This window comes from Streptomyces sp. NPDC048258, from assembly GCF_043201995.1.
GTDB lineage: Bacteria > Actinomycetota > Actinomycetes > Streptomycetales > Streptomycetaceae > Streptomyces.
The window spans coordinates 24,871-49,238 of sequence record NZ_JBICZH010000022.1 but is presented as its reverse complement, the minus strand read 5'-3'; the positions used below and the strand labels follow the sequence as shown (position 1 = coordinate 49,238).

The following is a 24,368-nucleotide window of genomic DNA, read 5'->3' as shown; positions in this document are numbered from 1 at the left end:
CCCGGGGTGCGGCCTCGGGTACCGGAGGATGTGAGTACCGTCTGTTCATGCACATCATCGGTCCGACGCAGCAGCGGGGGCATGTACTTCTCGTCGCGGGGGATGCCGCCGTGCGTCGCCGCACGGTTCAGGTGGCGCCGAGTGCGAACCTGGCGGCGCTCGGGGTGGTGCCCGTCTCCGCTCTGCTGAACAGCGGCGTTCCCAGCGACACGACGTATCTGGACGGGGTCCGGGACCCGAACACGGCGCTGACGCGGCTGCGTACGGCCGCTGCCACGCCGGGACCGCTGCTCGTCTACCTGTCGGGCCGGCTCACGGTCGACCGCCGAAGCCGTCGGCTCCACCTCGCCCTGGCGGGGACGACGGACGCCTCGGTCCGCTACACGGCGCTGCCCTGGGAGTGGCTGGGCGCGGAGCTGGGCGCCCGCCCTCCCGGGCTGACCACCGTGCTGCTCGACCTCGCGGCGGACAAGGCGGCGTGGCCGCTGCTGCAGGAGTACGGCAGCCTGCCCGCCTCTCCCTCCGCCGAGGTGTACGGAGTGGTCTCCCCGCCCGGTTTCGCCGGCGGCGGGAACGTCGTGAGCAGCTATACGCGGCACTGGATCGACCAGCTCCGCAGCAGCCCGTCCCGGCCGGCCAACCTGCAGCTGCACGTCCTCGCGGTGGGCGCCGCCGCGCTGCCGCCGGGTGCCCTCGTCCTGCCCACCGCCCGCGAGCTCGGCGCGCCGGCTCCGGCTCCGGCTCCGGTTGCGGCTGCGGTTCCGGTTCCGGGGCGCACCGCTGACGGCGCGTCCCACCAGGCCGTCCCGGTCGGGCAGCGGGAAGCGGCACTGGGTCCTCGACCGGCCGCCACCGCCACCGCCGCCGTGACCGCGGCCGTCCAGGACCCGCGGCCGCACATCCATTCCCTGGCCACCTCCGGCCGGCACCTGGAAGCGGCGACGCTCGCGCGGGCATGGGAGCAGCACGCCTTGCAGACGTACGGGTTCACCTCCCCGGAGACGGTCCAGTGGGTGGAGATCCGCGCCGATCTCGCCCGTATGGCGGGAGACTTCCGGCTGGCGACCCGGCTGTGGACCGGCGTCGGCCGGACCCGGCTGGCCTACCAGCCCCCGGACGCGGCCGAAGTCCACGCGGCGGCCGCCGGCGCCCTCTACTGCTGGACGCAGCTGAAGGACGAGGCGGCGGTCCGCGACGCCGGCACCGAACTCATGGACCTGCTGCGCTCGCTGCCGTCGGTCGATCCCAAGTACCTGCATCTGGCACAACAGCGGCTGGAACTCCTGCACCGCGCACCGAGCCACCGCTGACGGCCGGTCAGGATTTACGGGGTCATGGCCTGGCCACCGATCCCCGGGGCGCCGCCGAGCTGCCCCTGCCACCAGGTCTGCATATCGCGAGGGTGCATGGCCGCCCAGGCCGGGGTCCGCTCGACCTGGGCGCGGCCGAGCCGGCGGGCCAGCGCGACCAGCTCCCGTCCGGCGGCGCCGCGCGCGTCCTGATAGCCGCGCAGCAGTTCCTCGAAGGAGTCGCAGCGGCGCCAGATGCCGGCGACGGCGGTGGCGTCCTGGAGGGCCTTGGCGGCTCCGCTCGTGTTGTGCGGGCGTACGACGCTGGCCGCGTCCCCCACGAGCAGCAGCCGGCCCGCGGTGGTGCGCGCGGTCTCCAGGTCGTAGATGGGCTGGACGAAGGTGTCCGCCGGGTCCGTCAGCCCGAGCGCCCGCCCCCAGTACGGCGGGAACTCCCGGTCGAGCAACGCGCGGAGCTGCCGGGCGAGTTCGGGGGTCAGGGCGCCCGGGGGGAAGCTCGTGGGGTCGTCGAAGCGCAGCCGTCCGTCCAGCGGTGGCGGGGCGTACAGCACCCAGTTCACGCGGGGCCCGTCCGGTCCCGGGATGCGGTAGATGACGCACGTACCGCCGGGGAAGCAGACGGTGGTGACCGCGTCCGGGGCCGAGTCCGCTGCCGGGTCCGCACCGCCGCCGATCTCTGCCAGCCGCGCGGCGTCGAAGTTCCCCCGCCAGCACACGTATCCGGCATAGTGCGGCCGGGATTCGGGGCAGACCGCCTCGCGGACCACGGAGCGGTACCCGTCCGCGCCGACGACGAGGTCGTACGTCTCGACGCCGCCGCCCGCGAGCCGCACCTCTGCGGCCGCGGCACCGGTTCCGGTCCCGATTCCGGCCACGCCCGTCACCGTCTCGCCCTGCCGGTAGACCACCGAGTCCGGGACCGACTCCCGCAGCCCGCGCCAGAGCAGGCCCCAGTGGTAGGAGTGGAACGGGAACGGCTGCTCCCAGATCACCCGCCCAGCCGCCTCCTCGGGGTCCCGGACCACCCAGCGGCGCCGCTCCAGCCGGTGCGCGGCGATCCCCTCGGGTAACGCCCCGCTCGCGCCGAGCTCGCCGGCCCGCTCGTTGTTGATGCACAGCCCCACGCCCCGGTCCGCGAGCCGCCCGCGCGTGCGCTCCAGCACCACGACCTCACCGGCGCCCGCTCGCGCCGCCGCCGTGGCCAGTGCGCAGCCCGCGATGCTCCCGCCGACCACGGCGACCGTTCCGCCCCGCATAACCGCCTCCTGCTCCCCGTGATCCGCTGCCCGGGGGCGCCACACGATCCGGCGCGGCCCCGGAGCGGAAACCGGGGCGGGGTGGCGGGCGTCTCACTCCTGGGGCGGAGTTCATGTCAGGGGTGGAAGGGCAGGGGGCGTGGCCGCTCGTCGCGGTCCTGCCCGTCGTCGCCGCGGCGGCCGTGTTCGGCTGGGCCCACTGGTGTTACGCGGGCCCTTCGTCGCCTCCGACCCCCGCCGCGTTGGCGGTCGGTACGGTCCTGCTCGTCGCCGCCTGTGTGGCGTACTTCGTACGCGTCGGCGGCAGTGGCGGTCTCTTCGGCGGACTCCTGCTGGCCGTGGGCATGCTGCTGGCCGTGGCGGCCGCGGATCAGACGGCGGCGCGGGGAGCGGTCACCACCTGTGTCGTGGGCGAGGTCCGTACGAAGGTCCAGGACTCTTTCGGCGAGGGCGCTCCCTCCGGCAAGACCGTGTACCGGCTCGTGCTGCGGTGTCCCGGCGGCTACCCCGTCGAGCTCAAGGACGACCGTCCCATCGCCTCCGTGGGAGAGGAGGTCCGGGTCGCCTACGATCCCCGGCGCCGGGTGTCTCCGGCGGTGGAGGGGGAGACCTCGCCGTGGAGTGCCGTGTTCTGGGCCGTGCTTCTCCTCGCCCTCAGCACGGTGATCGCCGCGCGAAGGCGCGCCCCGGAGGCGTCGTCGTGATCAGGCCCGGCCGAACCAGTCCTGGTCGTCGGCCCATTTCCACCCGGCCGGGCCCGTCGGCCTGGGGACCGTACGGCCGGCGCGCATCCATTCACGCACCAGCCGGTCGTAGATCGGGGAGCCGGACTCGGCCGGGGACGGCCCGGGCGGTCGCGGGATCCTGGCTCTGTCCTGGGCGGCGAACGTCGTCTCGTGCATACGTGGCTCAACGATTCTGCGGCCCCGACTGTGGCGGTGCGTGACCGTTTCGTCACCTGCCGGGGGTTATGGTCGGCGGGCCGGGAGGAGGCGAGCGGTAATGAGCGAGAGCGTCGAGGAGTTCATGATGCGGTCGGGCCAGGAGTGGGGTGCCGCGTACGCCGCTTCGGGCGCGGCCGCGGCGGTCGTGGCGGCGACCACTGCGGCGACGATCCCGATCTGCACCGAGTCCGGGTCCGGGTCCGGGTCCGGGTCCTAGGTCGTGTCGTCGACGTCCCGTTCGGCCGCCGGCATTCGCCGAGGGTGGCGCCCGTGTGTGCTCGGCGGTGCGGTGTTCGCCGTCTGCATGGCCGGCACCACGCTTCCGACCCCGCTCTACGGCCTCTACCAGGAGAAGTTCGGGTTCTCCGAGCTGATGGTGACCGTCGTGTACGCCGTGTACGCCTTCGGGGTCATCGGCGTACTGCTGCTGGTGGGCAACGCCTCGGACGCCGTGGGCAGGCGGCCGGTGCTGCTTGCGGGCCTCGGGTTCGCGGCGGCGAGCGCCGCCTGTTTCCTGTGCGCCACCGGGCTGGGCTGGCTGTACGCGGGGCGGCTGCTGTCGGGATTCTCCGCCGGCCTGTTCACCGGGGCCGCCACGGCGTACGTGATGGAGCTGGCACCGTCCGGTGGCGCCTCCCGGGCCACGTTCGTGGCCACTGCCGCCAACATGGGCGGGCTGGGCTGCGGTCCGCTGCTCGCCGGGGTGCTCGCCCAGTACGCCCCCTGGCCGCTGTACCTGCCCTTCGTCGTGCACCTCGTACTCGTGGCCGGCTCGGCCGCCGTCCTGCTGCGGCTTCCCGAGACCGTCCGGGAGCGGCGGCCGCTGAGCACCGTACGGCCGCAGCGGCCCGGCCTGCCCGCGCAGGTGCGGGCGGTGTTCGGGCCCGCGGCGATCGCGTCGTTCGTGGGGTTCGCGCTGTTCGGGGTGTTCACGTCGGTCAGCCCGGCGTTCCTCGCGCAGTCCCTGGGCGTCGACAACCACGCCGTGAGCGGGCTGGTCGTCGCGCTGGCCTTCTTCGCCTCGACCGCCGGCCAACTCGCGGTCGGGCGCGTCGGGGTGCAGCGGTCGCTGCCGATCGGTTGCGCCGGGCTCTTCGCCGGGCTGGCGCTGCTCGCGGGCGCGCTGCGGTGGGACCTGCTGGCGCTGGTGGTGCTGAGCGCGGTCGTCGGCGGCGCCGGGCAGGGGCTGGCGTTTCGCGGGGCGCTGGCCGCGGTGGCCGGGGCGTCTCCCCCCGAGCAGCGCGCGGCGGTGATCTCGACGCTGTTCGTGGTGGCGTACGCGGGCATCTCGGTGCCGGTGATCGGCGTCGGGGTACTGGCGGGTCCGATCGGCCTGGAGGGAGCCGGGCTGGTGTTCATCGGCTGCATGGCCGTACTGGTCTCGATCGCGGGCGTCTACCTGCTCCGGCGGCCGGCGACCGGTGGGGCGGGAGCCGGGTAGGCGTCAGGTGACCGGCTCGATGAGGAAGCGCTGTCCCTCCGCGTCCCGCGCCGTGCACGGCGACTGCTGAACCGGTGTACGCAGCCGTACGGCGTCCTGTGCCACGGTCAGGCACATGCCGGTGTGCGTCGGCACGATCCGGAACTGCCGGCCCGGAGCTTCGGGCACCGCCTCGATGCGGAACTCGATCCAGTCGTGCGGGGTGCAGTAGTCGTCCCCGGCCCGCGCGCCGGCCTCCTTGGACGCGTTGATGATCCCCATGCATCCGATGCCCGCCACCGGGTGATGGGTCTGGACGCGGTGCGTGCCGGATGCTCCCGGCACCAGGGACATCGGCGGGAACGCCGCCGCGCACGCGTCGAGGTACAGGGAGCCGTCCCCGTCGGCGAGTTCGGACAGGCACAGGCCCGAGCGGCTCGCCCGGATCCGTACCGGCCCGGCCGCGACCGCCGCATCCGTGGTCCCCGTACTCCCCGTGGCCCCCGAGGCGTGCCGCGGGCCGTCCCGCCGGGTCCCACCGGCGTCCGCACCGGCCTGCCCCCGTACCAGCGCGCCGGTGAGCAGCAGGGCGGCCACGGTGAGCAGCACCACGGCCCCCGCGACCCAGCGCACGTGGCTGCGCCACCACCCCTGCCGGAGGCCCGGCCGGTCCGTCGGCCGGTCCGTCGGCGGCTCCGCCGGGCGGTCCGTGTCCTCCAGCGCGTGGTACGCGGCCAGCCACTCGCCGACCGCCTCCTCCCGGTCGGCCAGACACACCCGGAGCAGCGCGACCACCACGTCCTCCCGTGGCGCCGTGTCGCGTGCCAGCGCACCGGCCACCGTGCTCCGCGACAGCTGCAACCCGAGCCGCGCCGCCTCGGCCTCCAACTGCCGCAGGCTCAAGCCGCTGTGCTCCTTCAGCCCGCGCAGCGCGGCGACGTACGCGGCCGCCGTGACCGGGCCGACCGGAGCCCGTGGCGGATGGTGCTCCGGGGTGATGTCCACGCGACCCTCCCGACCGGCTCCGGCGACGTTGCGGGTAACTCTGGCCGGACCGCCCCGCGGCCTCCAAGACCAGATCGCGCCGATGTCCGGGACAGCCGTCCGACCAGTCCGGACAGCGCCTCCCTGTCCGGGACGCGACGGGACGCCCGGACGGCCTTGTCGCGGTCCCGGCCGCTTGGCGAGAGTTGCCGCCGTCCGAGGCGACCCGGCCTCGACGGCAGAGCGGAGACACAGATGAAGAAGATCCTCGCCGTGACCGTGGCCACAGCGGGACTGGCACTCTCCGGGCTCGTGCTCCCGGCGGTGGCCACCGCGGCCCCCACCGGCACGGGCACCGGCTCGCAGGCCGCCGCCTGTTCCAAGTGGATCGACTACACCGACCGCGGCCGCGCCCACGCCAGCTGTCCCGGAGTCGACGTCAAGGTCACCGTGAAGTGCGCGAACGGACGCACGTACGGCAGCGCGCCCTGGCGCTGGGAGTACAACAAGGCCGAATGCCCCAGGGGCATCGGCGCGACCAGCATGTCCGTCCAGACCCGCTGAGCCCGGGCACCACGTGATCCGGAAGGGACGGCACGGGGGCGTCCCTTCCGGATCAGCCCGCCCGGCCGTGGGCGGTGACCGGTACCGCTCCTCACGGTGGTGTGCTGCCGGGCAGCGGTCGGTACGGGGGTGTGCCCGATGCCGTCATTTCTGGGCGTGCTGGCCCAGGTAGAAGAGCAGCCAGATGAACCCGGCGAACACGTGGGTTCCGAAGATGTAGAAGAAGGCGCGCAGTGCGACGCCCTTCTCCTTCCAATTCTCGTGCTCCGCCGCCGCGTTCTTCTCGGGCTTGTCGTCCGTCATGACTGCTGCTCTCCGCTTCTCGTCGTCCGGGGGCCTGGAATCCGTAACTCGCGAATTGCAGAACTCTGCAAGTCTAGCCTCGGGTGAGGTGCCACTGCTGCTCCGCGATCGCGTCGCAGCCGGCCTGGACCAGGCCGTCCGCGGGGACCATGCCGACCGCTGCCGGTCGACGACGGCCAGGACGGCGGTCACGACGAGCGCGGCCAGGGACGCACCGGCCAGGCCGCGCCGCCGCGCGGCGGCGCCCGCGCCCACGGGTACCGGCGCCGAGGGCGAGCGCGAGCTTCCGCACCGTCAGCCCGGCGGTGAGGTCGACCAGGAACCTCACCGGCCGACTGGAAATGAGTCGCGGTGACGTGCCGACTCTGACAGGCTGGCGCGTCGGCAGACCGGCCCCGAGGGCCGGCGGTTCTACAGGAGTTCAGCGATCGTGATCCCGCCCCGCCTGGCCCCGCTGCTGCAGCAGTTCGACTTCGCGCGCGAGCGCCTCACCCACCGCATGACCGGGCCCGTCATGGACAGCGGCGACGGGTCGGACACCGAGGTCGGCCCCATGACCGACGAGGAGCTCTTCTGGGAGCCGGTGCCGGGCTGCTGGTCGGTGCGGCGGCGTACGGACGGGCCCGGGCCGCGTGCGACCCTCCTGGCCGGCGCAGGGGACTGGGGGCGCGACGCCGCGGCGTACCCGCACCCCTGGCCGCCGCCCTTCACCACCATCGCGTGGCGCCTGAGCCACCTCAGCGAAATGCTGACCCTGCGCGCCGACCACACGGCCGGCAGCCGCGTTCTTACCCGCGACGACCACCCCGTCAGCGGGGGCGCCGCGGAGGCCGTCGCGGCCTTCGACACCGGCGCCGCCGCCTGGCGCAAGGCACTGCTGAGCGTCGACGACGCCGCGCTCGACACCGTGGGGTACTGCACGTACCCGCACGGCAGCGACGCGGAGGAACCCTTCATCGACATCGCGTGGTGGGTCAACCAGGAGCTGCTGCACCACGGCGCCGAGATCGCCCTGCTCCGCGACCTCCACCGCGCACGACAGCGGTGAGGACCCTGGCGGGGCGGCGCTCGTGATGCGATCAGCCGGTTCCCTCCATACGATGAACGTGGATTTTTGTGCCAGGCCCTGAAGCGGGCGTACCCCGGAGCGGTCCATGACCCCCCATAGGTCCACGCGGTCGGTGACCGCGGACGACTTGCTGACCAGACTCGGGCGGCTCACGGCCCAGGCGAGGGAAGGGGCGGAGCTCCAGCGGGCTCGCGTGGAGCTGGCCGAAGCCCTGCAGCGGGAGATCCTGCCCGCCTCGCTCCCGGGCGTGCCGGGGTTGCGCGCAGCGGCCCGGTACGCCCCCGCCCGTCACGGCCTGAGCATAGGCGGCGACTGGTACGACGGCTTCCAGCTGCCCGGGGGCGCTCTGGGGTTCTCCATCGGTGATGTGGAAGGCCATGACGTCGAGGCGGCCGCCTTCATGGGGCAGGTGCGGATCGCCGTACGCGCGGTGGCCGCTGCCGCCGCCGACCCGGGCGAGGTACTGAGCCGGGCCAATGACCTGCTGCTCTCCGTGGACTGCGATCTCTTCGCCACCTGCACGTTCCTCCGCTTCGACCCCGCCACGTGGGAGATCCAGAGCGCCCGCGCCGGCCACGTGCCCGGGGTCTGGGCCACGATCGACGGCGAGCACGGCATCGTGGAGGACGAGGGCGGCCTGCCGCTGGGCATGCTGCCGGGTTCGGAGTACGCCGTGACCCGACGCCGCCTGGAGACGGAGGGTTCCTTCGTCCTGGTCACCGACGGCGTGGTCGAAGGCCCGTCGTTCCCGATCGAAGCGGGCCTGGCGCGCGTGGCCGAGGTGGTCAGGACGGGAGCCGGGACGGACCCCGGTCACCTCGCCGCCGAGGTGATGAAGGTCGCCGACTCCACCGGCCACCAGGACGACGCCGCGGTGCTCGTGCTGCGCCATGAGGCCGTTCGGGCCCGAGCCGGATGACGTGGAGCGCGCCGTAGCGCGTGTCACGCTCCCTCGGCGGGCCCGTGCTGTTGTCTGATGAAGTGATGCGCACCGAGGCCTTCCGACGTCTGTGCCTGGCGGTGCTCCGGATCCTTGCCGTCGCCGTCGCCTACTACGCGGGCGGACGGGTCGGCCTGCTCCAGCAGGTGGTGATCGAGGGCGCGACCGCCACGCCCTTGTGGCCGCCCACGGGTATCGCCCTCGCCTGCCTGCTCTGGATGGGGATCCGCGTCTGGCCGGGGATCGCCCTCGGTGCCTGCCTCGTCATCCAGTCGATCAGCCCGATCGACCTCGTCGGTTTCGGGATCGCCGCGGGCAACACCCTCGCTCCCGTCTGCGCCTGCCTGATGCTCCGGCGGGTCGGCTTCCACATCGAGCTGGACCGGTTCCGGGACGGTGTGGCCCTGGTCTTCCTGGGCGGCCTGGCGCCGATGCTGATCAGTGCCACCGTCGGAGCCTGGGTGCTGGTACTCGCCGACAGCCTGCCGCAGAGCGGCTTCTGGACCGTGTGGTGGACGTGGTGGGCGGGCGATGCCATGGGCGTGCTCGTCATCACGCCGCTGCTCCTGGTCCTGCGCAGGGCCACCTTGCCCCAGGACGCCTACCGGTGGGTCGAAGCGGCCGTCCTGCTGGTCTCCGCCTTTGCCGTCACCCTCCTGGCGACCACGAGCCAGCTGGCGCTGCTCTTCCTCGTCTTCCCGCTCCTCATCTGGGCCGCCCTGCGCTTCCAGCTGGAGGGGAGCGCGCCCTGCATGCTGCTCGTCTCCGTGATGGCGAACGCGGCGGCCATCGACCAGAGCGGTCCTTTCGACGACCACACCCTGGTCGAGGCCATGGCCAACCTCCAGGCGCTCAACGGCTGCGCGGCATTGACCTCGCTGCTGCTGTCGGCGCTCGTCACCGAGCAGAACTCCATCCGCCTGAGGATCGAACAGGCGTGTCAGGAACTGGCCGAAGTGGTGGACCGGCTGGCGCCGGGGAGGGGGGCGACCAGCTGGCCGCCGCAAGAGGAGGACCGTCCGCGGCCGCGCGGCGGTGGCGGATAGCCCTGCATCCGGCCCGCCGCCCCGGACGCCGACCGGTTCGTGATCGGCGGGTCGACTTCAGCAGGGGGTCGCCATCAGCAGGGGGTCGACGGTCCGTTCTGCCGCGTGAGGTTGTCGTTGGACATCCAGCCCGACGTCTTCGTGCCTTCGATCCGGACGTAGGCCCACTTGTTCCCGTACCAGGGAGGTGCGGCGGAACGGCGAGGTGCCCTCCACGGCCGCGTACAACGTCATGCCCAGCGGCCAGATGTCGGAGGCCGGACCGGGCTCCCTGCCCTGCGCGCGCTCCGGCGGCAGATAGTCGGGGGACCCGACGATCTCACCGCTGCGGGTCAGCTTGGCCATGGCGTCGTCGTCGGAGGCCTCCATGCTGGCTATGCCGAAATCGGTGAGCACGACCCGGCCGCCAGGCTCCAGCAGCACGTTCCCCGGCTTCACGTCCCGGTGCAGCACGCCGGCCCGGTGCGCCGCGTCCAGGGCGTCCATCAGCTCGGCGCCGATCGCCGCGGCCTCGTGCGGCTCCAGCGCGCCGCGTTCCGTCAGGACGTCGTCGAGCGAAGGCCCGCCGACGAGTTCCATGACGATGACCGGCAGGCCCTCGTCGTCGGTCACGTCGTGCACGGTGACCACGCCGCGGTGCCGGATCCGGGCGGCGGCCTGCGCCTCCCGTTGCATCCGGGCGCGCAGATCGGCCAGTTCGGCGGCGGAAGCGTCGGTGTAGGCCCGCAGTACCTTGACCGCGACTTCCCGGTTGAGCAGCTCGTCAACGGCCCGGGCGACGACTCCCATGCCGCCCCGCCCGACCATCGCGGTTACCCGGTAGCGGCCTCCGAGGACCTTGCCGACCAGCTCTCCGTCGTTCGCATCCCCCGTCGGCACCGCACGCTCCGCTCCACTGCTGCTCGTCCGCCACGCGTCGATCGCCTACCCGGCGGGCACAAGAGCAGAGGAGTGATCGCGAAGGGAACGCAGGGCCAGGGCCGAGCCCCGGACGTGGCGTCAGGGCCGGTCGTACCAGGCGAACGCCGTGATGCGCCAGCCCTCCGGGGTGCGGACGAACTGGATGGTCTTGGTCCCGCTGCCCTCGAACGGCTCGCCGTCCAGGACTCCGGACTTGCGGTACTCGCCGAACCGGGACGCGATGTCGCCCTCGATCTCGGTCCGTTCGGAGGTCTCCCACTCGGAGAACTCGACCAGCCGGCCGTCGGCCAGCAGTTTCTCTCGGGGCTCGATGAACTCCTCCACGGTGTAGGCCGTGAGATCCGGGCCGGTCTTGACGATCACGCCACCGGGGAGGACGAGTCGGCGGATCCGGGCGACATCGGCGGACTTGCCGCCACGATTGTCGAAGGCACCGAAGAACTCGGCGGTCACCTGGTCTATCTCGGTCTTGGACATGGCGCGACGGTAACACCGGAGGGGCGCCCGGTAGAGGCGGTCTCGGCGAGCCGGGGCGCGTGACGCTGTTCGCCGCCGGCCTGCCCCGAGGCGCCTGCGCCGCCCGACGCCTGCGCCGACCCGCGTTGTCAGTGGTCGCGCCTATGTTCAGTCGTGTCCCGCCGATGTGGCTCGGACGCCCCCTTGGTGCATAGGAGATGGTGCGTTGTCAGATTGGGAGAGGTCGAGCACGGCCCGGGTGATGACACCCGCGCGGCCGCGCAAGCTCGCCAAGGTCCCGTTCGTCGAGCTGGCCGACGGACGCGTGCAGGGAGTGGTGTCCAGCGGTTCGGACATAGAGCGGGTCTATGTCTCGTCGGTGGCGGCCGGCAGCTACGCGTTCGCCTGCAGCACCAACAACAACCGGCCCTGCGGTGGCGCACGGGGCTCGTTCTGCAATCACATCCGTGCCCTGATCACCGAGGCGGTGCTGCAGTACGGTGCCGAGCGCGTGGCCCGCTACCTGAGGGTCGAGGCCGCCGCCGGGGAGCCGAGCGCCCAGAGCATCACCGCCGACATGATCAGCGCACGTCCGCCGCAGGGGGACACCAAGGCCGCCGCGCCCGTCTTCAGCCGGTTCCTGCGCCACCTGGCCTACCTGGAACTCGCGCCGACCACCACGCCGTTGCCGGAGATGCAGTGGTTCCCGCCGACCAGGGCGGTGGCGTGATGCGCGCGGACCTGCTCGCCGAAACCGTCTCCGGGCTCGATGAGGCCCTGGCCGCCGTCGACGCCTTCGACCGGGCCCTCGTCGCCGGTCTGCTCCGTCCCCAGCCCGCCCAGGCCGCCGGCCTGACGGAACTCGCCCACGCCGTCGCGGGAACGCCGCTGGCCTCCACGGTCGCCGAGGCGGCCGAGAAGGCGGCCGCCGGAGCAGCGGGGGAGGACCACTTCCTCGCCCTCGCCGCCGCCCGCACCGCACTCCTCGGCTCCGTCCACGACGCGCTGACGACCCGCGTCGAGGAGGCCACCGGCCGCCCCCGCGGCGAGGAGAGCCTCCCCGCGCCGGGTGAGCGGCAGCCGGTGAACCTGCTCGCCGCCGCCCGTTCCTGGCTCTGCGACCTGGCGCGCACCGGATGGCAGGGCATCGACCACGACGTGGTCTCCGGGTCGGCGCAGGTCGTCTCCGCGATGCTTCCGGACCCGGCGCTGCGCCGCCTGGCCACGCTCCTCGACGGCTTCGCCGCCGAACTCGCCGCGTCCTGCCCGGGCGCGACCCTGGAGCGCGTACCGGCACGCCGCTGGGCCGACCTGTGGTCGCGCGCGATGTTGCTGACGCTGCCGGGTGCGGCCGATGCGCACCTGACCGGTACGGTCACCGGCCGGCTGCTGCCCCTCGGCGTCGACGTGCAGGAGCACGCGACCGCCGTACAGGCCCAGGTCCACGCGGTGTTCGAGCCCGCGGACGGCGGCGCGCCCCGTCTGGTGCGTGCCGGCGTGTCGGTGCCGAAGCCCGACACGGTCGTCGGAGCCGGCCTCTGGCAGCTGCTCCGCCCGCACATGTCGCTCCTGGCAGCCGTCGGCGAGGGCCGCTCGATGGAGATCACCGACATGCCGGCCACCGCGGAGGGCGACCTGGTCTGGAGCGACGGGCACGCACGCCCGGGCGAGCCCGCCGACGCCTTCGCCACGGCCCGTGTCGCCCTGCCGACCGCCACCGAGGCACCGACCGCACCGCTGGACCGGCACCCGGCGCGTATCTCCGTACCCGTGTTCCTGGAGGGCTACGCCGCCCAGACGGAGGACGACGCACTGACGTTCACCGTCGCCGGACACCCGCTGGCCGTCGACACCGACCGGATCCCGACCGCCGGACCGCTCACCCCCGAAGCCGTCGCGGCCTCCGGGGCGTGCATCGGGCTGCTCCGCTGGGACGCGGGGACGTACCGGATCCAGCCGCTGGCCGTCGAGACGACCGTACGGAAGAAGGCCGTCGCGATCCACGCCGGAGGCTGGGCCGGGGGCACCACCGACAAGGCCGGGGTCAGGGCCGAGAAGGCCGCCACCGATGCCGTGGCCGTGCTGCGGGAGCGGGCCGGAAGGCTGCTGCGGAAATGACGGAGCACATGACCGGACCCGCGGTGGACCCCGACGAGAACCGTCGGCAGGTCCTGTACTGGCGGCTCCTCGCCCGCCTCTTCGACCCGGAGGAGCAGGCCGCACTGGAATCGGCGAGCCTCGCCGTCGTCGAGGACATCGGTCTGCCGTCCTCGCTGCTGGACCCGCAGGCCTCCGTCGACTCCGTCGTGCAGCGACACCCGGAGCTGGCCGCCGAGTTCGACGGTCTGATGGCGCCCGAGCCGGACGAGGGCGGTGCACGCGACCGCGCCGCCGAAGTCCGGCGCGCGGCGCTGGTGTCGAAGGTGCTGCTGAACGTCTTCGCCTCCGGCTCCGGCACGGTCACCGCCGGGCAGCTGACGCGCTGGCAGTCCGACGCGGCCTGGCTGGAGCGCGCCCTCGGGTGCGGGCCCGGCGAGCTGCGCGGCGGCCGCGCCGGGGGAGCGGGCGCGGGAAGGGGAGTCGGCCCGACCGGCACCGGCGGGCGTGGCACGACGCCCGATCTCAGCAGACTGATTCCGGAGATCGGCCCGGAACTCGGCGCCATCGAGGCCGACCTCGTCAAGCGGATGCGCCTGCGCGAGGTGCTGGCCGACTCCAAACTCGCCGCACAGCTGACCCCGAGCATGTCACTGATCGAGCAGCTGCTGCGGGACAAGAACAACCTCTCGGGCGTGGCCCTGGCCAACGCCAAGGCCCTGATCCGCCGCTTCGTCGACGAGGTCGCCGAAGTACTGCGCACCCAGGTGGAGAAGGCCACGGTCGGCGCCCTGGACCGCTCGATTCCGCCCAAGCGGGTGTTCCGCAACCTCGACCTCGACCGCACGATCTGGAAGAACCTCACCAACTGGAGCCCGGACGAGGAGCGGCTGTACGTCGACCGCCTCTACTACCGGCACACCGCCCGCAAGACGACACCGCAGCGGCTGATCGTCGTCGTGGACCAGTCGGGGTCGATGGTCGACTCGATGGTGAACTGCACCATCCTGGCGTCGATCTTCGCCGGGCTGCCGAAGGTGGACGTCCACCTCATCGCGTACGACACGCAGGCGCTCGACCTCACCCCGTGGGTCCACGACCCCTTCGAGACCCTGCTGCGCACCAACCTCGGCGGCGGCACCGACGGCACGGTCGCCATGGCGCTGGCCCAGCCGAAGATCGCGGAGCCCCGCAACACCGTCGTCGTGTGGATCTCCGACTTCTACGAATGGCAGACCGAGCCGCTGTTCGAGTCGATGGCCGCCATCCACCGCTCCGGAGCCAAGTTCATCCCGGTCGGCTCGGTGACCAGCTCCGGCCGCGGCAGTGTCAACCCGTGGTTCCGGGAGCGCTTCAAGGACCTCGGTACGCCGGTGCTCTCCGGCCACATCCGCAAGCTCGTCCACGAACTCAAGACGTTTCTCGCTTAGAAAGGCCCTGTTATGTCCGACATGTTGCGCGCCCCCGCCGAAATCAAGTTCGCCGAGGAACTGGACTGGCTGGAGTCCATCGACGACAACCCCAAGCCCTTCTCCTGGCGCCTGTCACCCAAGATGGTCCGCCTGTTCATCCTGGGCTCCGAGCGTTCCGACGGCCTGGACCGGGAGATCTCGCAGAAGTGGTTCGGCGACCGCAGTTTCGTCGAGCGCTCCATCGTCACCCTGGCCTCCGACCGCGGGCTGCTGCTCATCGGCGACCCCGGCACCGGCAAGAGCTGGCTGGCCGAGCTGCTGTCCGCCGCGATCTCCCGCAACTCCACGCTGGTGGTGCAGGGCACGGCCGGCACCACCGAGGACCACATCAAGTACTCCTGGAACGTGTCCATGGTCATCGCCAAGGGCCAGTCGCGGGAGTCGATGATCCCCTCGCCGATCATGACCGCGATGGAGACCGGCACGATCGGCCGCTTCGAGGAACTCACCCGCTCCACCAGCGACGTCCAGGACGCGCTGATCTCTATCCTGTCCGAGAAGTACCTCTCGGTCCCGGAACTGGACAGTGACGGCATCGTCTTCGCCAAGCCCGGCTTCTCGATCATCGCCACCGCCAACAGCCGCGACCGGGGAGTCAACGACCTGTCCTCGGCGCTCAAGCGCCGCTTCAACTTCGTCCGCATCCCGGTGGTGACGAACAAGAAGAGCGAGGCGGAGATCGTCCGCTTCCGCACCGAGGAACTGCTCCGCCGCCACCAGCTCGAACTGGACGTGCCGCCGACACTGCTCGACGTGCTGCTCCAGAGCTTCGCCGACCTGCGCGCCTCGGCGGCCGCGGCGGGCAGCGACGACGAGAAGCTGGAGTCCGCGCTGTCCACCGCCGAACAGATCGGCGTGCTGGAGGACGCGATCCTGCACAGCGACTTCTTCGGCGAGCGTGCCCTGACCGCCCACGCGCTGGCGTCCTCGCTCGTCGGGTCACTGGCCCGGCGCGAGCCCGAGGACCTGGCCATCCTCAACAAGTACCTGCACGGCGTCGTCGAGCCGCGCAGCAAGGAGGAGGGCGGATGCTGGCCGGAGTTCCTGGAGGGCGGCCGCGACGCGATCGCCACCCTGTCGTGAGCAGCACCCACGAGGGAACCTTCGAGGCGCTGCGCGGGCAGCTCCAGGAGGCCGCCGGGACGTTCGCCGACGGGCCCGACGCCCTGGAGGGCATCCTCCTCGGCATCGTCGACGACGTCGACCGCGCGGTGCGTGAGCCACTGGAGATCTTCCCCGTCTGCCACCACTCGCCGGCCTCGGCGGTCGCGATGGCGCGCCGCCTGCGGGAGAAGCAGCCCAAGGTCGTGTACCTGGAGCTGTGCGAGGACATGGCGCCGCTGCTGACCGAGCTGCGCAACTGCAAGCTCCCGGTGGCGGTCCAGGCGTTCGCGACCGAGACCGACGGATTCCCGGCCGAGTGGTCCCCGCTCTCGGTGGTCGCACCGATCACCGAGGCCTCGGCCGAGTACCAGGCGATCGCGTACGCACTGGACACGCCGGGCGTCGAACTGGTCCTCGTCGACCGTTCCTCGGACCACGTCTTCCAGTGGGACGCGCGCGGGACGCACCCCGGTGAGACCGCCGATGCCGATGCCGACGCGCCGCCCGCCGACGAGGAGGCCGCACTGCACGGCGACGCGGTCGGGGTGGAGATCGGTGACCTCCGGCCGCGCTTCGCCGAGCTGGAGGAGCACCTGCTGCGTCACGGCAAGGTGCGGCACTGGTCGGAGTGGTGGCACCAGTACGTCGAACTGCCCCTCGGCGACAGCGACCACGACACCTACCGACAGGTCATGCTCCTGATCGGCAGCCTGTTCCGGCGCCTCGCCCCCGGCGATCCGGGGCGCGTGCGCGTGGACGAGGACCGCGAGCGCTACATGTGGACCAGGATGCGCGAGCACCTGGCCGCCACCGGCACCGATCCCGCGGACTGCCTCTACGTCTGCGGCGCCTTCCACGCGGCCAGCCGTGTCGCGGAGTTCGGCGTCCAGGGCGCCGACACCTTCGAGATCAGCCCGCGCAGCGGCACCAAGTGGCTGCACGGACTGATCCCGTCCAGTCACGCGGCGATCGAGGCACAGTTCGGCCTCGCCGCCGGCTCGGTGTCGATCGCCGCGACGGTCTGGGCGAAGAACGTCAGGCGCACGCGCGTGGAGCCGTACCGCCTGGCGGGGCAGGCGGGCGCGAAGGGGCCGAAGGGACTGAAGGGGCCGAACGGACCGAAGGCGAAGAAGACCGCGGCCGCCGCGGCTCCCGAACCGGCGGTACCGTCCTCCGACAAGCTGACCGGGTTCCTGCGGCAACCACCCGTCCTGGACCGGCTGGACGAGGCCGAACTGCTCGGCTGGTCGGTGGAGATCGTGCGCGCCGCGCGCCGCAACGGCTACCTCGCCTCCACCGCCGACGCCATCGCGGTGTTCGAGACGTCGATCCTGCTGGCCCGGATGCGCGACCGGGCCAGGCCCACGCCGTACGACTTCCAGGACGCGGCCGTCACCTGCATCGAGAAGGACACGGTGCCCGGCCGGCGTGACGTGCGCCGCCTCGTCGAGATCATGATGGGCGGCGACCGGATCGGCCAGGTCGGCTACGACGCGCTGCCACCGCTGGCCCGTGACGTGCACGACCGGCTCGCGCCCCTGAACCTGAAGCTCCAGCAGCGTGGCGTGCAACGGGCGTTGCTGGACATCGCGGGGCGGCCGGAGCTGGAGCAGTGCTCCGACGTGCTGTGGATGCTGCGGTACCTGATGCCGCACGGCACCGCCCGGCCGATCATGGGCGAGCGGAGGCTGGGGGAGCGGCCGATCCAGGAGTCGTGGGACCTCGCGCTGGGCACCCACCAGCGTGCGCTCATCGAGCTCGGCTACGAGGGCGTCAGCATCGAGCAGGTCCTGGAGCAGCGCCTGCGCCGCACGGCGTACGCCCCGCGGGCCACCGCGGCGACGGTCCTGGAAACCGTCGAGGACGCGACGCTGTACCTGCGCAGCCGCCGCCTCGCCGACGAACTGGGCGCACGCGCCCTGGACGTGCTCTCGGCCGAACGCGGCGTCGACGGCGCACCCGAGGTGCTGCGCCGGGTACGGCGACTGCTGGCGTACTACCGCACCAGCGAGCCGGTGCTGCCGCCGTGGATCGAGTCCTTCGCCAAGACCGGATACGCGCACTACTGCACCCTGCTGCCGACGGCGTTCACCGACGACGACGCCACCGTCCGGCACGTGGCGGCGACGCTGGGCTTCCTGTTCAGCATGGAGAGCCTGGCGTTGTCCCTGGGGTGCGACCGGACCCAACTCGAGCTGGCGGTCGCCCAGTCGCATCCGCAGGACCCGCCGAAGACGGCGCTGCTGTGGGCGGCTCAGGTGCAGCTCGGGCGCCTCTCCCGCGCGGACCTCCGGACGCGGTGCGACGAACTGCTGGGCAACCCCCTCGTGGTGCCCGCCTATCCGCGCTACCTCAGCGGCTTCGTACACGCCCTGGAACCCGTCCCGGGCCTCACCGACTTCGTCGTCGAGGCCGTGTCGCACGCGTTCGGACGGCTGCCGGACCCGGTTCTCCTGCCGTGGCTGCCGACCCTGATCACCACCCTGCGAGCGGGTGGCGCCGAGCTGGCCCCACTGCTGATCCGTGAGGCCGGGCGGATCTTCCCCGGCCGGCTCGCGGCGCTGGACGAGTGGGTGCCGCCGTGGCGGGCGCAGCCGGAAGCGGCGGTCGCGACGCGGCGGGCGGACGGAGGCACCGGCGGTTGCGCGCTGCTCGCCGCCCACCCGGCGACGTGCGACGCGGTCGCGAGCCTGCTGGGCTGCGACGGGACCTGGCAGTCGCCGGATCCCGGCCCGCAGGGCGCGGTCCTGGTCGGTCTCCATCCGGCCACGGCCGAGGCCCTGGAGGTGCTGCTGGCGGGCGCATGACCTCCGGGGGCGGCTGCCCCGCACCAGGGCCGCCGCCCCGCGTGTGCGTGGCAGGTGGGGCCGGATCGTGTTCCAACGCCCCTCCTCGCCTGTCCGGTTACACCACTGGTAGGAAACTTTCCTATCCGCTACGCTCCCCGTCGGCGGCTTGGCGCGGTGCCCCACCTCGGGCATGACGCGCTCAGCGAGAGCTCTGCCCCGGCCGCCGTGACGCTGCCCCTCTGCCCGCCCCCGGCCGAGGGGCGGCGTCCCGCACCGGTGTCCAGCTCTCGCCGTCCCCAAGGCCAGGGAGTCCAGGTATGCACCTGCATGGCTTCGCTCGACCCCCCGTGTTCCGCAGCCGACTTCACACCCACCTCCTCGTCCTCGCCGCCACGCTCGCGCTCGTCGGCGGGCTCCTGCTCGCCTGGCCCGGACGGGCCGGAGCCGCCGCCGACCCGCTCATCTCGCGCGGAAAACCCGCCACCGCCTCCTCCGCCGAAAGCTCCTCGCTCGACGCCGGGAACGCCTTCGACGGCGCCGCCACGACCCGCTGGGCCAGCGCCGAGGGCAAGGACCCGCAGTGGATCCGGGTCGACCTCGGCGCCGCCGCCACCGTCTCCAGGGTCAGGCTGAACTGGGAGGCGGCCTACGCCAAGGCGTACCGCGTCGAGGTGTCCACGGACGGGGCGACGTGGACCCCGATGGCTCAGGAGAGCGCCGGCAACGGCGGCACCGACGACTGGACCGGGCTGTCGGGCAAGGGCAGGTACCTGCGCGTCTACGGCACCGCGCGCGGCACGGCGTACGGCTACTCGCTCTTCGAGGCGGAGGTGTACGGCACCCTCGACGGCGGGCCGCCGCCCGCAGGCGCCTTCACGGTGGTCGCCGCCGGTGACATCGCCGCCCAGTGCACGGCCTCCGACAGCGGCTGCGCGCACCCGAAGACCGCCGCGCTCGCCCGGCAGATCGATCCGAAGTTCTATCTGACGATGGGCGACAACCAGTACGACGACGCCCGGCTCGTGGACTACCGCACCTACTACGACAAGACCTGGGGCGCCTTCAAGGCCAAGACCCACCCGGTTCCGGGCAACCACGAGACGTACGACCCGGCCGGCTCCCTCGTCGGGTACAAGGGCTACTTCGGGAGCATCGCCTACCCGCAGGGCAAGAGCTACTACAGCTTCGACGAGGGCAACTGGCACTTCATCGCCCTCGACTCCAACTCCTTCGACCAGGCCGCCCAGATCGACTGGCTCAAGGCCGACCTCGCCGCCAACGGCAAGCGGTGCATAGCCGCCTACTGGCACCACCCGCTGTATTCGTCGGGCGGCCACGGCAACGACCCGGTCTCGAAGCCCGTGTGGAAGATCCTGTACGGGGCGAAGGCCGACCTCGTCCTCAACGGGCACGACCACCACTACGAGCGGTTCGCCCCGCAGGACCCCGACGGCAAGGCGACCGCGGGCGGGATCGTGGAGGTCGTCGGAGGCATGGGCGGCGCCGAGCCCTACCCGATCGAGGACGTCCAGCCCAACAGCCAGAAGCGGATCAGCGGCCAATACGGCGTACTGAAGCTGGAGTTCACCGACTCCGGCTACGGCTGGACCTACGTCGGCAGCGACGGACAGGTCAAGGACACGAGCCCGAAGTACAGCTGCCACTGATGTACCTGGCCAACACCGGCCGCCCGGACGCGCCGCCCCGCACCCCAGGGGCCCGGCGGCGCGTCCCCGCCACCGTCCTCGCGCTGGGCGCGGTCAGCCTCGTCACCGACGTCTCCTCCGAGATGGTCACGGCGGTGCTGCCGCTCTACCTCGTCCTGGGCCTCGGTCTCTCGCCGCTCCAATTCGGATTCCTGGACGGCATGTTCAACGGCGCGACCGCGCTCGTGCGGCTCCTCGGCGGGCGGCTCGCCGACCGCGGCGGCCGGCACAAGCGGGTCGCCGGAGCCGGCTACCTGCTCTCCGCGCTCTCCCGGCTCGGGTTGCTCCTCGCCGGCGGCGCCACCGCCGGGATCGCCGCCTCACTCGCCGCGGACCGGCTCGGCAAGGGCATCCGCACCGCCCCGCGCGACGCCCTGATCTCGCTCAGCGGCCCGCCGGAGACCCTCGGCCGGGCGTTCGGCGTACACCGCGCCATGGACACCACGGGCGCACTCCTCGGCCCGCTCGCCGCGTTCGCCGTGCTGTGGGCGACCGCCGACGCCTACGACGCGGTGTTCGCCGTCAGCTTCTGCACCGGACTGCTCGGCGTGCTCCTCCTCGTCCTGTACGTCCCGGCCGCCGCGTCCCGCCCCGCCGCTTCCGTGACAACTCTCGTTCGGCGAAGGGCACTTCGTGACCCCGCCTTCCGTCGCATCCTGTGCGCCGCTTCCCTGCTCGGCGCCGCCACCATCGGCGACGCCTTCCTCTACCTGTTGCTCCAGCGCGGTCTCGACCTCCCGCCCACCCTGTTCCCGCTGCTGCCGCTCGGCGCGGCAGCCGGCTATCTGCTGCTCGCCGTCCCGGCGGGCCGGCTCGCCGACCGGACCGGGCGGCGGCTGCCCTTCCTGCTCGGCCACGCCGCGCTGCTCGGCGCGTACGCGGTGCTGCTCACCCCTGTCGTCTGGCCGACCGTCCTGGCCGTACTGGTTCTGCTGGGCGTGTTCTACGCCTTCACGGACGGCGTCCTGATGGCGCTCGCCGGCCCCGTGCTGCCCGCGCACGGCCGGGCGGGCGGTCTCGCGGTGCTGCAGACCGGCCAGGCGCTGGCCCGGCTGCTCGGCGCGGCCGGGTTCGGGGCCGCCTGGACCCTCTGGGGGCAGGGGCCCGCCCTGTGGACCGCGGCGCTCGCGCTGGCCGGGGCGCTCACGGCGGCCTGGCGCATCCTGCCGGCCCCGACCCCGACCCCGGCCCCGGCCCCCGCCCCGGCCCCCGCCCCCGTCGCCCCGGAGGCGCCGTGAAGCCCCGTCCGCAGCAGCTCCGCCTCGTCCTCGTCGTGGCCGCCGTACTCCTTCTCGCGGGCGGCTCCCTGGGCTACGTCCTGCACGCCAGGCATCGCGACCAGCCGCCCCAACAGGCCCATGCCGACGGTTCGTTCAGCCTTGAAGAGCCCGGTCTCTACTTCCGGGACCCGGCCACCGGGCTGGTCACCCGCGGGCCCGGCCCCGACGGCTCCCGTACGCCCGGCGGCCCCTCCTGCGACCGGTTCCACGCGGCGGGGGACCGTGCCCTGTGCCTGCGCAAGCTGCCCGGCATCCCGGCGCGCACCCAGGCCCTCGTGCTCGACCGGCAGCTGCGCGAGGTCCGCCGCGTGACCGTCCCCGGTATCCCCAACCGGGCCCGCGTCTCCGCCTCCGGACGGCTGCTGTCCTGGACGACGTTCGCGACCGGCGACTCCTACGCCACCTCCGCTTTCTCGACGCGGACGTCGATCCTGGACCTGAACACCGGCTATCTGGTCAAGTCGATGGAGGAGATCCCGCTGACCCTGGACGGGGCCCGCTACCACGCCCCCGACGTCAACTACTGGGGTGTGACCTTCGCCCGCGACGACAACCGCTTCTACGCCACCGTCTCGACCAAGGGTCGTACCCACCTCGTCGAGGGCGACCTGCGGAACTGGACGGCGACGGCGTTGCGCGAGAACGCCGAATGTCCGTCGCTGTCGCCGGACAACTCCCGGATCGCCTTCAAGAAGAAGGTCTCGGACGACCCCGCGGCGCCCTGGCGGCTGTACGTCCTCGACCTGGCGACCATGCGCGAACACCCCCTGTCCGAGCCGCACAGCGTCGACGACCAGGCCGCCTGGCTCGATGACATGAGCGTCGCCTACGCCCTGCCGGGACGCGACGGACGTGCGAGCGACATCTGGTCGGTCCCGGCGGACGGCACGGGCGCGCCCCGCCTCGTGGTGCCGGGTGGCTCCTCGCCGGTCGCCGTGCGCTGAACGCCGCCGTGTGGAAGGTCAAGAATACTTGACACGGTGTCGCGACTGCTTGACACTCCGAGTGTCTGGTTTTCTTGACATGGGGAGCGGGAGTGGCAATCGAGGAGAAGCGTGCCTGGAGCATGCTGGTGGCCGCGGTCGGGTCGTACGCGGTGTACCTGTGGGTCGTGCTGGGACGCCCCGCAGGAGTGCCGCTGACCCGGGCGCCGTACGTGGAAGTCCTGTTGTGGACGGTCGGCTCGTCGATCGTCGCGTCGATCGCCGCACACATCGTGATCGCCGCGTTCTCGCCGCGCGAGGCGAACGTCAAGGACCAGCGCGACCGGGAGATCCACCGCTTCGGCGAGTACGTGGGGCAGTCGTTCGTCGTGATCGGCGGGGTCGCCGGGCTGGTCCTCGCGATGGCAGAGGCCGATCCGTTCTGGATCGCCAACGCCATCTTCCTGGCCTTCGTCCTGTCGTCGGTGCTCGGTTCGGCAGTCAAGATCATTTCCTACCGGTTCGGATTCCACCCGTGGTGAAGGCGACGCGGGTCACCAACACCATCCGGGCCCAGCGCTTCGCCCACGGCGAGATGACCCAGGCCGAACTCGCCCGGCGCATCGGCGTCAGCCGCCAGACGGTCATCGCCATCGAACAGGGCCGCTACTCGCCGTCACTGGAGATGGCCTTCCAGATCGCCCAGGTCTTCGGCGTCCCGCTCGACAGCGTCTTTCAGTATTCAGCAGCCCACACCGGCAGCTCGAACAGCACCGGCACCGAGGGAGACACCGCATGAGAGCCATCGTCCAAGACGTCTACGGATCACCCGACGTCCTGCACCTCGACGAGATCGACCAGCCCGTGCCCGGCCGGGGCGAGGTGCTCCTGCACGTGCACGCGGCCGGCGTCGACCAGGGCGTCTGGCACCTGATGGCGGGCATGCCGTACGCGATCCGCGCCGCGGGGTTCGGCCTGAGGGTCCCCAAGCAGCGCGTCCGGGGCATGGACGTCGCGGGCCGCGTGGAGGCCGTCGGCCCGGACGTCACCCGCTTCCGGCCGGGCGACGAGGTCTACGGAACCTGCACCGGCTCCTTCGCGGAGTACGCGTGTGCCAAGGAGGACGAGCTGGCTCCCCGGCCGGCCTGCCTCACGCCCGAACAGGCGGCCGTCGTCACGATCTCCGCGAGCACCGCCCTCCAGGCCCTGCGCGCCGGCCGGCTGGAGCCCGGCGGGCGGGTCCTGGTGATCGGAGCCTCGGGCGGGGTGGGGACATACGCCGTACAACTGGCCAAGGCGCTCGGGGCCGCCCACGTCACCGGGGTCTGCAGTGGCTCCAAGGCGGACCTGGTCCGCTCCCTCGGCGCCGACGAGGTCGTCGACTACGTCCTCGAGGACCCCACCGACGGCGTCCACCGCTACGACGTCGTCCTCGACATCGCGGGCAACCGCCCTCTGAGCCGGCTCCGCCGGGCCCTGACCCCGCACGGGAGCCTGGTGATCGTCGGTGGGGAGGCCGACGGCCGCTGGATCGGCGGCAACGACCGGCAGCTGCGGGCCCTGCTGCTGTCGCCCTTCGTCCGTCACCGGCTGCGCGCACTCGCCTCCGTCCCCCGCCCCGACGACCTGCGCGTCCTCGGGGAGCTCATCGAGTCCGGCTCGCTCACCCCGGTCGTCGACCGTACGTACCCGCTGGCCGAAGTCCCCGCCGCGATACACCGCCTGAGGAGTGGTCAGGTACGAGGAAAGATCGCGATCCGCGTGTAGGGACCGGCCCCCGTCAC

25 protein-coding genes and 1 pseudogene are annotated in these 24,368 nt (G+C 72.5%); 19 read left to right on the top strand and 7 right to left on the bottom strand.

Annotation, left to right across the window (positions count from 1 at the left end; translation table 11 throughout):
* Window positions 1–47 precede the first annotated feature (47 nt).
* Complete coding sequence (locus ACGFYQ_RS34560) at window positions 48–1,310, top strand: hypothetical protein (protein ID WP_393750164.1); 1,263 nt, start codon at window positions 48–50, stop codon at window positions 1,308–1,310.
* A 14-nt stretch (window positions 1,311–1,324) separates the two neighbouring features.
* Here ACGFYQ_RS34560 and ACGFYQ_RS34555 read toward each other — a convergent pair whose 3' ends face one another.
* Window positions 1,325–2,566, bottom strand: a complete 1,242-nt coding sequence (locus ACGFYQ_RS34555; RefSeq protein ID WP_393750163.1) for a monooxygenase — start codon at window positions 2,564–2,566, stop codon at window positions 1,325–1,327.
* 113 nt (window positions 2,567–2,679) lie between these two features.
* Here ACGFYQ_RS34555 and ACGFYQ_RS34550 point away from each other — a divergent pair, with 113 nt between their 5' ends.
* Window positions 2,680–3,270, top strand: a complete 591-nt coding sequence (locus ACGFYQ_RS34550; RefSeq protein WP_393750162.1) for a hypothetical protein — start codon at window positions 2,680–2,682, stop codon at window positions 3,268–3,270.
* On the opposite strand, the gene ACGFYQ_RS34545 is transcribed toward ACGFYQ_RS34550, so the two are convergent.
* Window positions 3,271–3,468 carry a hypothetical protein gene (locus tag ACGFYQ_RS34545; protein WP_393750161.1) on the bottom strand — a complete coding sequence of 66 codons (198 nt, stop codon included), beginning with the start codon at window positions 3,466–3,468 and terminating at the stop codon, window positions 3,271–3,273.
* Between the two features lie 100 nt (window positions 3,469–3,568).
* On the opposite strand from ACGFYQ_RS34545, the gene ACGFYQ_RS34540 reads away from it, so the two are divergent.
* Entirely contained in the window at window positions 3,569–3,727 is a 159-nt protein-coding gene (locus tag ACGFYQ_RS34540) for a hypothetical protein (protein WP_393750160.1), read from the top strand.
* Between the two features lie 87 nt (window positions 3,728–3,814).
* Complete coding sequence (locus tag ACGFYQ_RS34535) at window positions 3,815–4,951, top strand: MFS transporter (RefSeq protein ID WP_393750232.1); 1,137 nt, start codon at window positions 3,815–3,817, stop codon at window positions 4,949–4,951.
* A 3-nt stretch (window positions 4,952–4,954) separates the two neighbouring features.
* Here the strand turns inward: ACGFYQ_RS34535 and ACGFYQ_RS34530 are convergent, their stop codons facing one another.
* Window positions 4,955–5,935, bottom strand: a complete 981-nt coding sequence (locus tag ACGFYQ_RS34530) for a hypothetical protein (RefSeq protein WP_393750159.1) — start codon at window positions 5,933–5,935, stop codon at window positions 4,955–4,957.
* Between the two features lie 234 nt (window positions 5,936–6,169).
* On the opposite strand from ACGFYQ_RS34530, the gene ACGFYQ_RS34525 reads away from it, so the two are divergent.
* Window positions 6,170–6,478 (top strand): hypothetical protein, encoded by a 309-nt coding sequence (locus tag ACGFYQ_RS34525; protein WP_393750158.1) that lies wholly within the window; start codon window positions 6,170–6,172, stop codon window positions 6,476–6,478.
* 144 nt (window positions 6,479–6,622) lie between these two features.
* On the opposite strand, the gene ACGFYQ_RS34520 is transcribed toward ACGFYQ_RS34525, so the two are convergent.
* Complete coding sequence (locus ACGFYQ_RS34520; RefSeq protein ID WP_393750157.1) at window positions 6,623–6,781, bottom strand: DUF6126 family protein; 159 nt, start codon at window positions 6,779–6,781, stop codon at window positions 6,623–6,625.
* 73 nt (window positions 6,782–6,854) lie between these two features.
* The gene (locus tag ACGFYQ_RS34515; RefSeq protein ID WP_393750156.1) at window positions 6,855–7,109 is read right to left on the bottom strand and encodes a hypothetical protein; all 255 of its coding nucleotides are present in this window, start codon (window positions 7,107–7,109) and stop codon (window positions 6,855–6,857) included.
* A gap of 99 nt (window positions 7,110–7,208) precedes the next feature.
* Between ACGFYQ_RS34515 and ACGFYQ_RS34510 the strand changes: the two genes are divergently transcribed.
* From ACGFYQ_RS34510 to ACGFYQ_RS34500, 3 genes are all read left to right on the top strand, one after another.
* On the top strand, window positions 7,209–7,829 hold the full coding sequence (locus ACGFYQ_RS34510; protein WP_393750231.1) for a DinB family protein: 621 nt from the start codon (window positions 7,209–7,211) through the stop codon (window positions 7,827–7,829).
* A gap of 106 nt (window positions 7,830–7,935) precedes the next feature.
* Window positions 7,936–8,769 (top strand): PP2C family protein-serine/threonine phosphatase, encoded by an 834-nt coding sequence (locus tag ACGFYQ_RS34505; protein WP_393750155.1) that lies wholly within the window; start codon window positions 7,936–7,938, stop codon window positions 8,767–8,769.
* 62 nt (window positions 8,770–8,831) lie between these two features.
* Window positions 8,832–9,836 carry an MASE1 domain-containing protein gene (locus ACGFYQ_RS34500; RefSeq protein ID WP_393750230.1) on the top strand — a complete coding sequence of 335 codons (1,005 nt, stop codon included), beginning with the start codon at window positions 8,832–8,834 and terminating at the stop codon, window positions 9,834–9,836.
* 183 nt (window positions 9,837–10,019) lie between these two features.
* Here the strand turns inward: ACGFYQ_RS34500 and ACGFYQ_RS34495 are convergent.
* Together ACGFYQ_RS34495 and ACGFYQ_RS34490 are read right to left on the bottom strand one after the other, a co-directional pair.
* Window positions 10,020–10,715, bottom strand: a pseudogene (locus ACGFYQ_RS34495) (serine/threonine-protein kinase); the annotation flags it as partial.
* Window positions 10,716–10,835: 120 nt separating this feature from the next.
* Window positions 10,836–11,234: a DUF4440 domain-containing protein gene (locus ACGFYQ_RS34490; RefSeq protein WP_393750154.1), complete on the bottom strand. Its 399-nt coding sequence runs from the start codon at window positions 11,232–11,234 to the stop codon at window positions 10,836–10,838.
* Between the two features lie 241 nt (window positions 11,235–11,475).
* Between ACGFYQ_RS34490 and ACGFYQ_RS34485 the strand changes: the two genes are divergently transcribed.
* The 11 genes from ACGFYQ_RS34485 (at window position 11,476) to ACGFYQ_RS34435 (ending at window position 24,351) form a co-directional block, all read left to right on the top strand.
* A complete protein-coding gene (locus ACGFYQ_RS34485) occupies window positions 11,476–11,943 on the top strand; it encodes a hypothetical protein (protein WP_393750153.1) in 468 nt (155 codons plus the stop codon).
* Window positions 11,913–13,331 (top strand): hypothetical protein, encoded by a 1,419-nt coding sequence (locus ACGFYQ_RS34480; protein ID WP_393750152.1) that lies wholly within the window; start codon window positions 11,913–11,915, stop codon window positions 13,329–13,331. The genes ACGFYQ_RS34485 and ACGFYQ_RS34480 overlap by 31 nt, the downstream gene beginning before the upstream one ends.
* Window positions 13,328–14,740 carry a VWA domain-containing protein gene (locus ACGFYQ_RS34475; protein WP_393750151.1) on the top strand — a complete coding sequence of 471 codons (1,413 nt, stop codon included), beginning with the start codon at window positions 13,328–13,330 and terminating at the stop codon, window positions 14,738–14,740. Before ACGFYQ_RS34480 ends, ACGFYQ_RS34475 begins: the two co-directional genes overlap by 4 nt.
* Before the next feature lie 12 nt (window positions 14,741–14,752).
* Window positions 14,753–15,865, top strand: coding sequence for an AAA family ATPase (locus tag ACGFYQ_RS34470; protein ID WP_393750150.1), 1,113 nt, complete (start codon window positions 14,753–14,755; stop codon window positions 15,863–15,865).
* A complete protein-coding gene (locus ACGFYQ_RS34465; protein WP_393750149.1) occupies window positions 15,862–18,693 on the top strand; it encodes a DUF5682 family protein in 2,832 nt (943 codons plus the stop codon). The genes ACGFYQ_RS34470 and ACGFYQ_RS34465 overlap by 4 nt, the downstream gene beginning before the upstream one ends.
* A gap of 329 nt (window positions 18,694–19,022) precedes the next feature.
* Window positions 19,023–20,342, top strand: coding sequence for a discoidin domain-containing protein (locus ACGFYQ_RS34460; protein WP_393750148.1), 1,320 nt, complete (start codon window positions 19,023–19,025; stop codon window positions 20,340–20,342).
* Complete coding sequence (locus ACGFYQ_RS34455) at window positions 20,342–21,619, top strand: MFS transporter (RefSeq protein WP_393750147.1); 1,278 nt, start codon at window positions 20,342–20,344, stop codon at window positions 21,617–21,619. Before ACGFYQ_RS34460 ends, ACGFYQ_RS34455 begins: the two co-directional genes overlap by 1 nt.
* Window positions 21,616–22,605, top strand: coding sequence for a hypothetical protein (locus tag ACGFYQ_RS34450; RefSeq protein ID WP_393750146.1), 990 nt, complete (start codon window positions 21,616–21,618; stop codon window positions 22,603–22,605). The genes ACGFYQ_RS34455 and ACGFYQ_RS34450 overlap by 4 nt, the downstream gene beginning before the upstream one ends.
* Before the next feature lie 92 nt (window positions 22,606–22,697).
* Window positions 22,698–23,126, top strand: coding sequence for a hypothetical protein (locus ACGFYQ_RS34445; protein ID WP_393750145.1), 429 nt, complete (start codon window positions 22,698–22,700; stop codon window positions 23,124–23,126).
* Entirely contained in the window at window positions 23,120–23,383 is a 264-nt protein-coding gene (locus tag ACGFYQ_RS34440; RefSeq protein WP_393750144.1) for a helix-turn-helix transcriptional regulator, read from the top strand. Before ACGFYQ_RS34445 ends, ACGFYQ_RS34440 begins: the two co-directional genes overlap by 7 nt.
* Window positions 23,380–24,351: an NAD(P)-dependent alcohol dehydrogenase gene (locus ACGFYQ_RS34435; protein WP_393750143.1), complete on the top strand. Its 972-nt coding sequence runs from the start codon at window positions 23,380–23,382 to the stop codon at window positions 24,349–24,351. The genes ACGFYQ_RS34440 and ACGFYQ_RS34435 overlap by 4 nt, the downstream gene beginning before the upstream one ends.
* Window positions 24,352–24,368: the final 17 nt, after the last annotated feature.

Bases quoted from the DNA above. Each gene is read 5' to 3' on its own strand.
- ACGFYQ_RS34560 (WP_393750164.1), top strand. From the start codon at position 48: ATGCACATCATCGGTCCGACGCAGCAGCGGGGGCATGTACTTCTCGTC.
- ACGFYQ_RS34555 (WP_393750163.1), bottom strand. From the start codon at position 2,566: ATGCGGGGCGGAACGGTCGCCGTGGTCGGCGGGAGCATCGCGGGCTGC.
- ACGFYQ_RS34550 (WP_393750162.1), top strand. From the start codon at position 2,680: ATGTCAGGGGTGGAAGGGCAGGGGGCGTGGCCGCTCGTCGCGGTCCTG.
- ACGFYQ_RS34545 (WP_393750161.1), bottom strand. From the start codon at position 3,468: ATGCACGAGACGACGTTCGCCGCCCAGGACAGAGCCAGGATCCCGCGA.
- ACGFYQ_RS34540 (WP_393750160.1), top strand. From the start codon at position 3,569: ATGAGCGAGAGCGTCGAGGAGTTCATGATGCGGTCGGGCCAGGAGTGG.
- ACGFYQ_RS34535 (WP_393750232.1), top strand. From the start codon at position 3,815: ATGGCCGGCACCACGCTTCCGACCCCGCTCTACGGCCTCTACCAGGAG.
- ACGFYQ_RS34525 (WP_393750158.1), top strand. From the start codon at position 6,170: ATGAAGAAGATCCTCGCCGTGACCGTGGCCACAGCGGGACTGGCACTC.
- ACGFYQ_RS34520 (WP_393750157.1), bottom strand. From the start codon at position 6,781: ATGACGGACGACAAGCCCGAGAAGAACGCGGCGGCGGAGCACGAGAAT.
- ACGFYQ_RS34505 (WP_393750155.1), top strand. From the start codon at position 7,936: ATGACCCCCCATAGGTCCACGCGGTCGGTGACCGCGGACGACTTGCTG.
- ACGFYQ_RS34490 (WP_393750154.1), bottom strand. From the start codon at position 11,234: ATGTCCAAGACCGAGATAGACCAGGTGACCGCCGAGTTCTTCGGTGCC.
- ACGFYQ_RS34485 (WP_393750153.1), top strand. From the start codon at position 11,476: ATGACACCCGCGCGGCCGCGCAAGCTCGCCAAGGTCCCGTTCGTCGAG.
- ACGFYQ_RS34475 (WP_393750151.1), top strand. From the start codon at position 13,328: ATGACGGAGCACATGACCGGACCCGCGGTGGACCCCGACGAGAACCGT.
- ACGFYQ_RS34470 (WP_393750150.1), top strand. From the start codon at position 14,753: ATGTCCGACATGTTGCGCGCCCCCGCCGAAATCAAGTTCGCCGAGGAA.
- ACGFYQ_RS34455 (WP_393750147.1), top strand. From the start codon at position 20,342: ATGTACCTGGCCAACACCGGCCGCCCGGACGCGCCGCCCCGCACCCCA.
- ACGFYQ_RS34435 (WP_393750143.1), top strand. From the start codon at position 23,380: ATGAGAGCCATCGTCCAAGACGTCTACGGATCACCCGACGTCCTGCAC.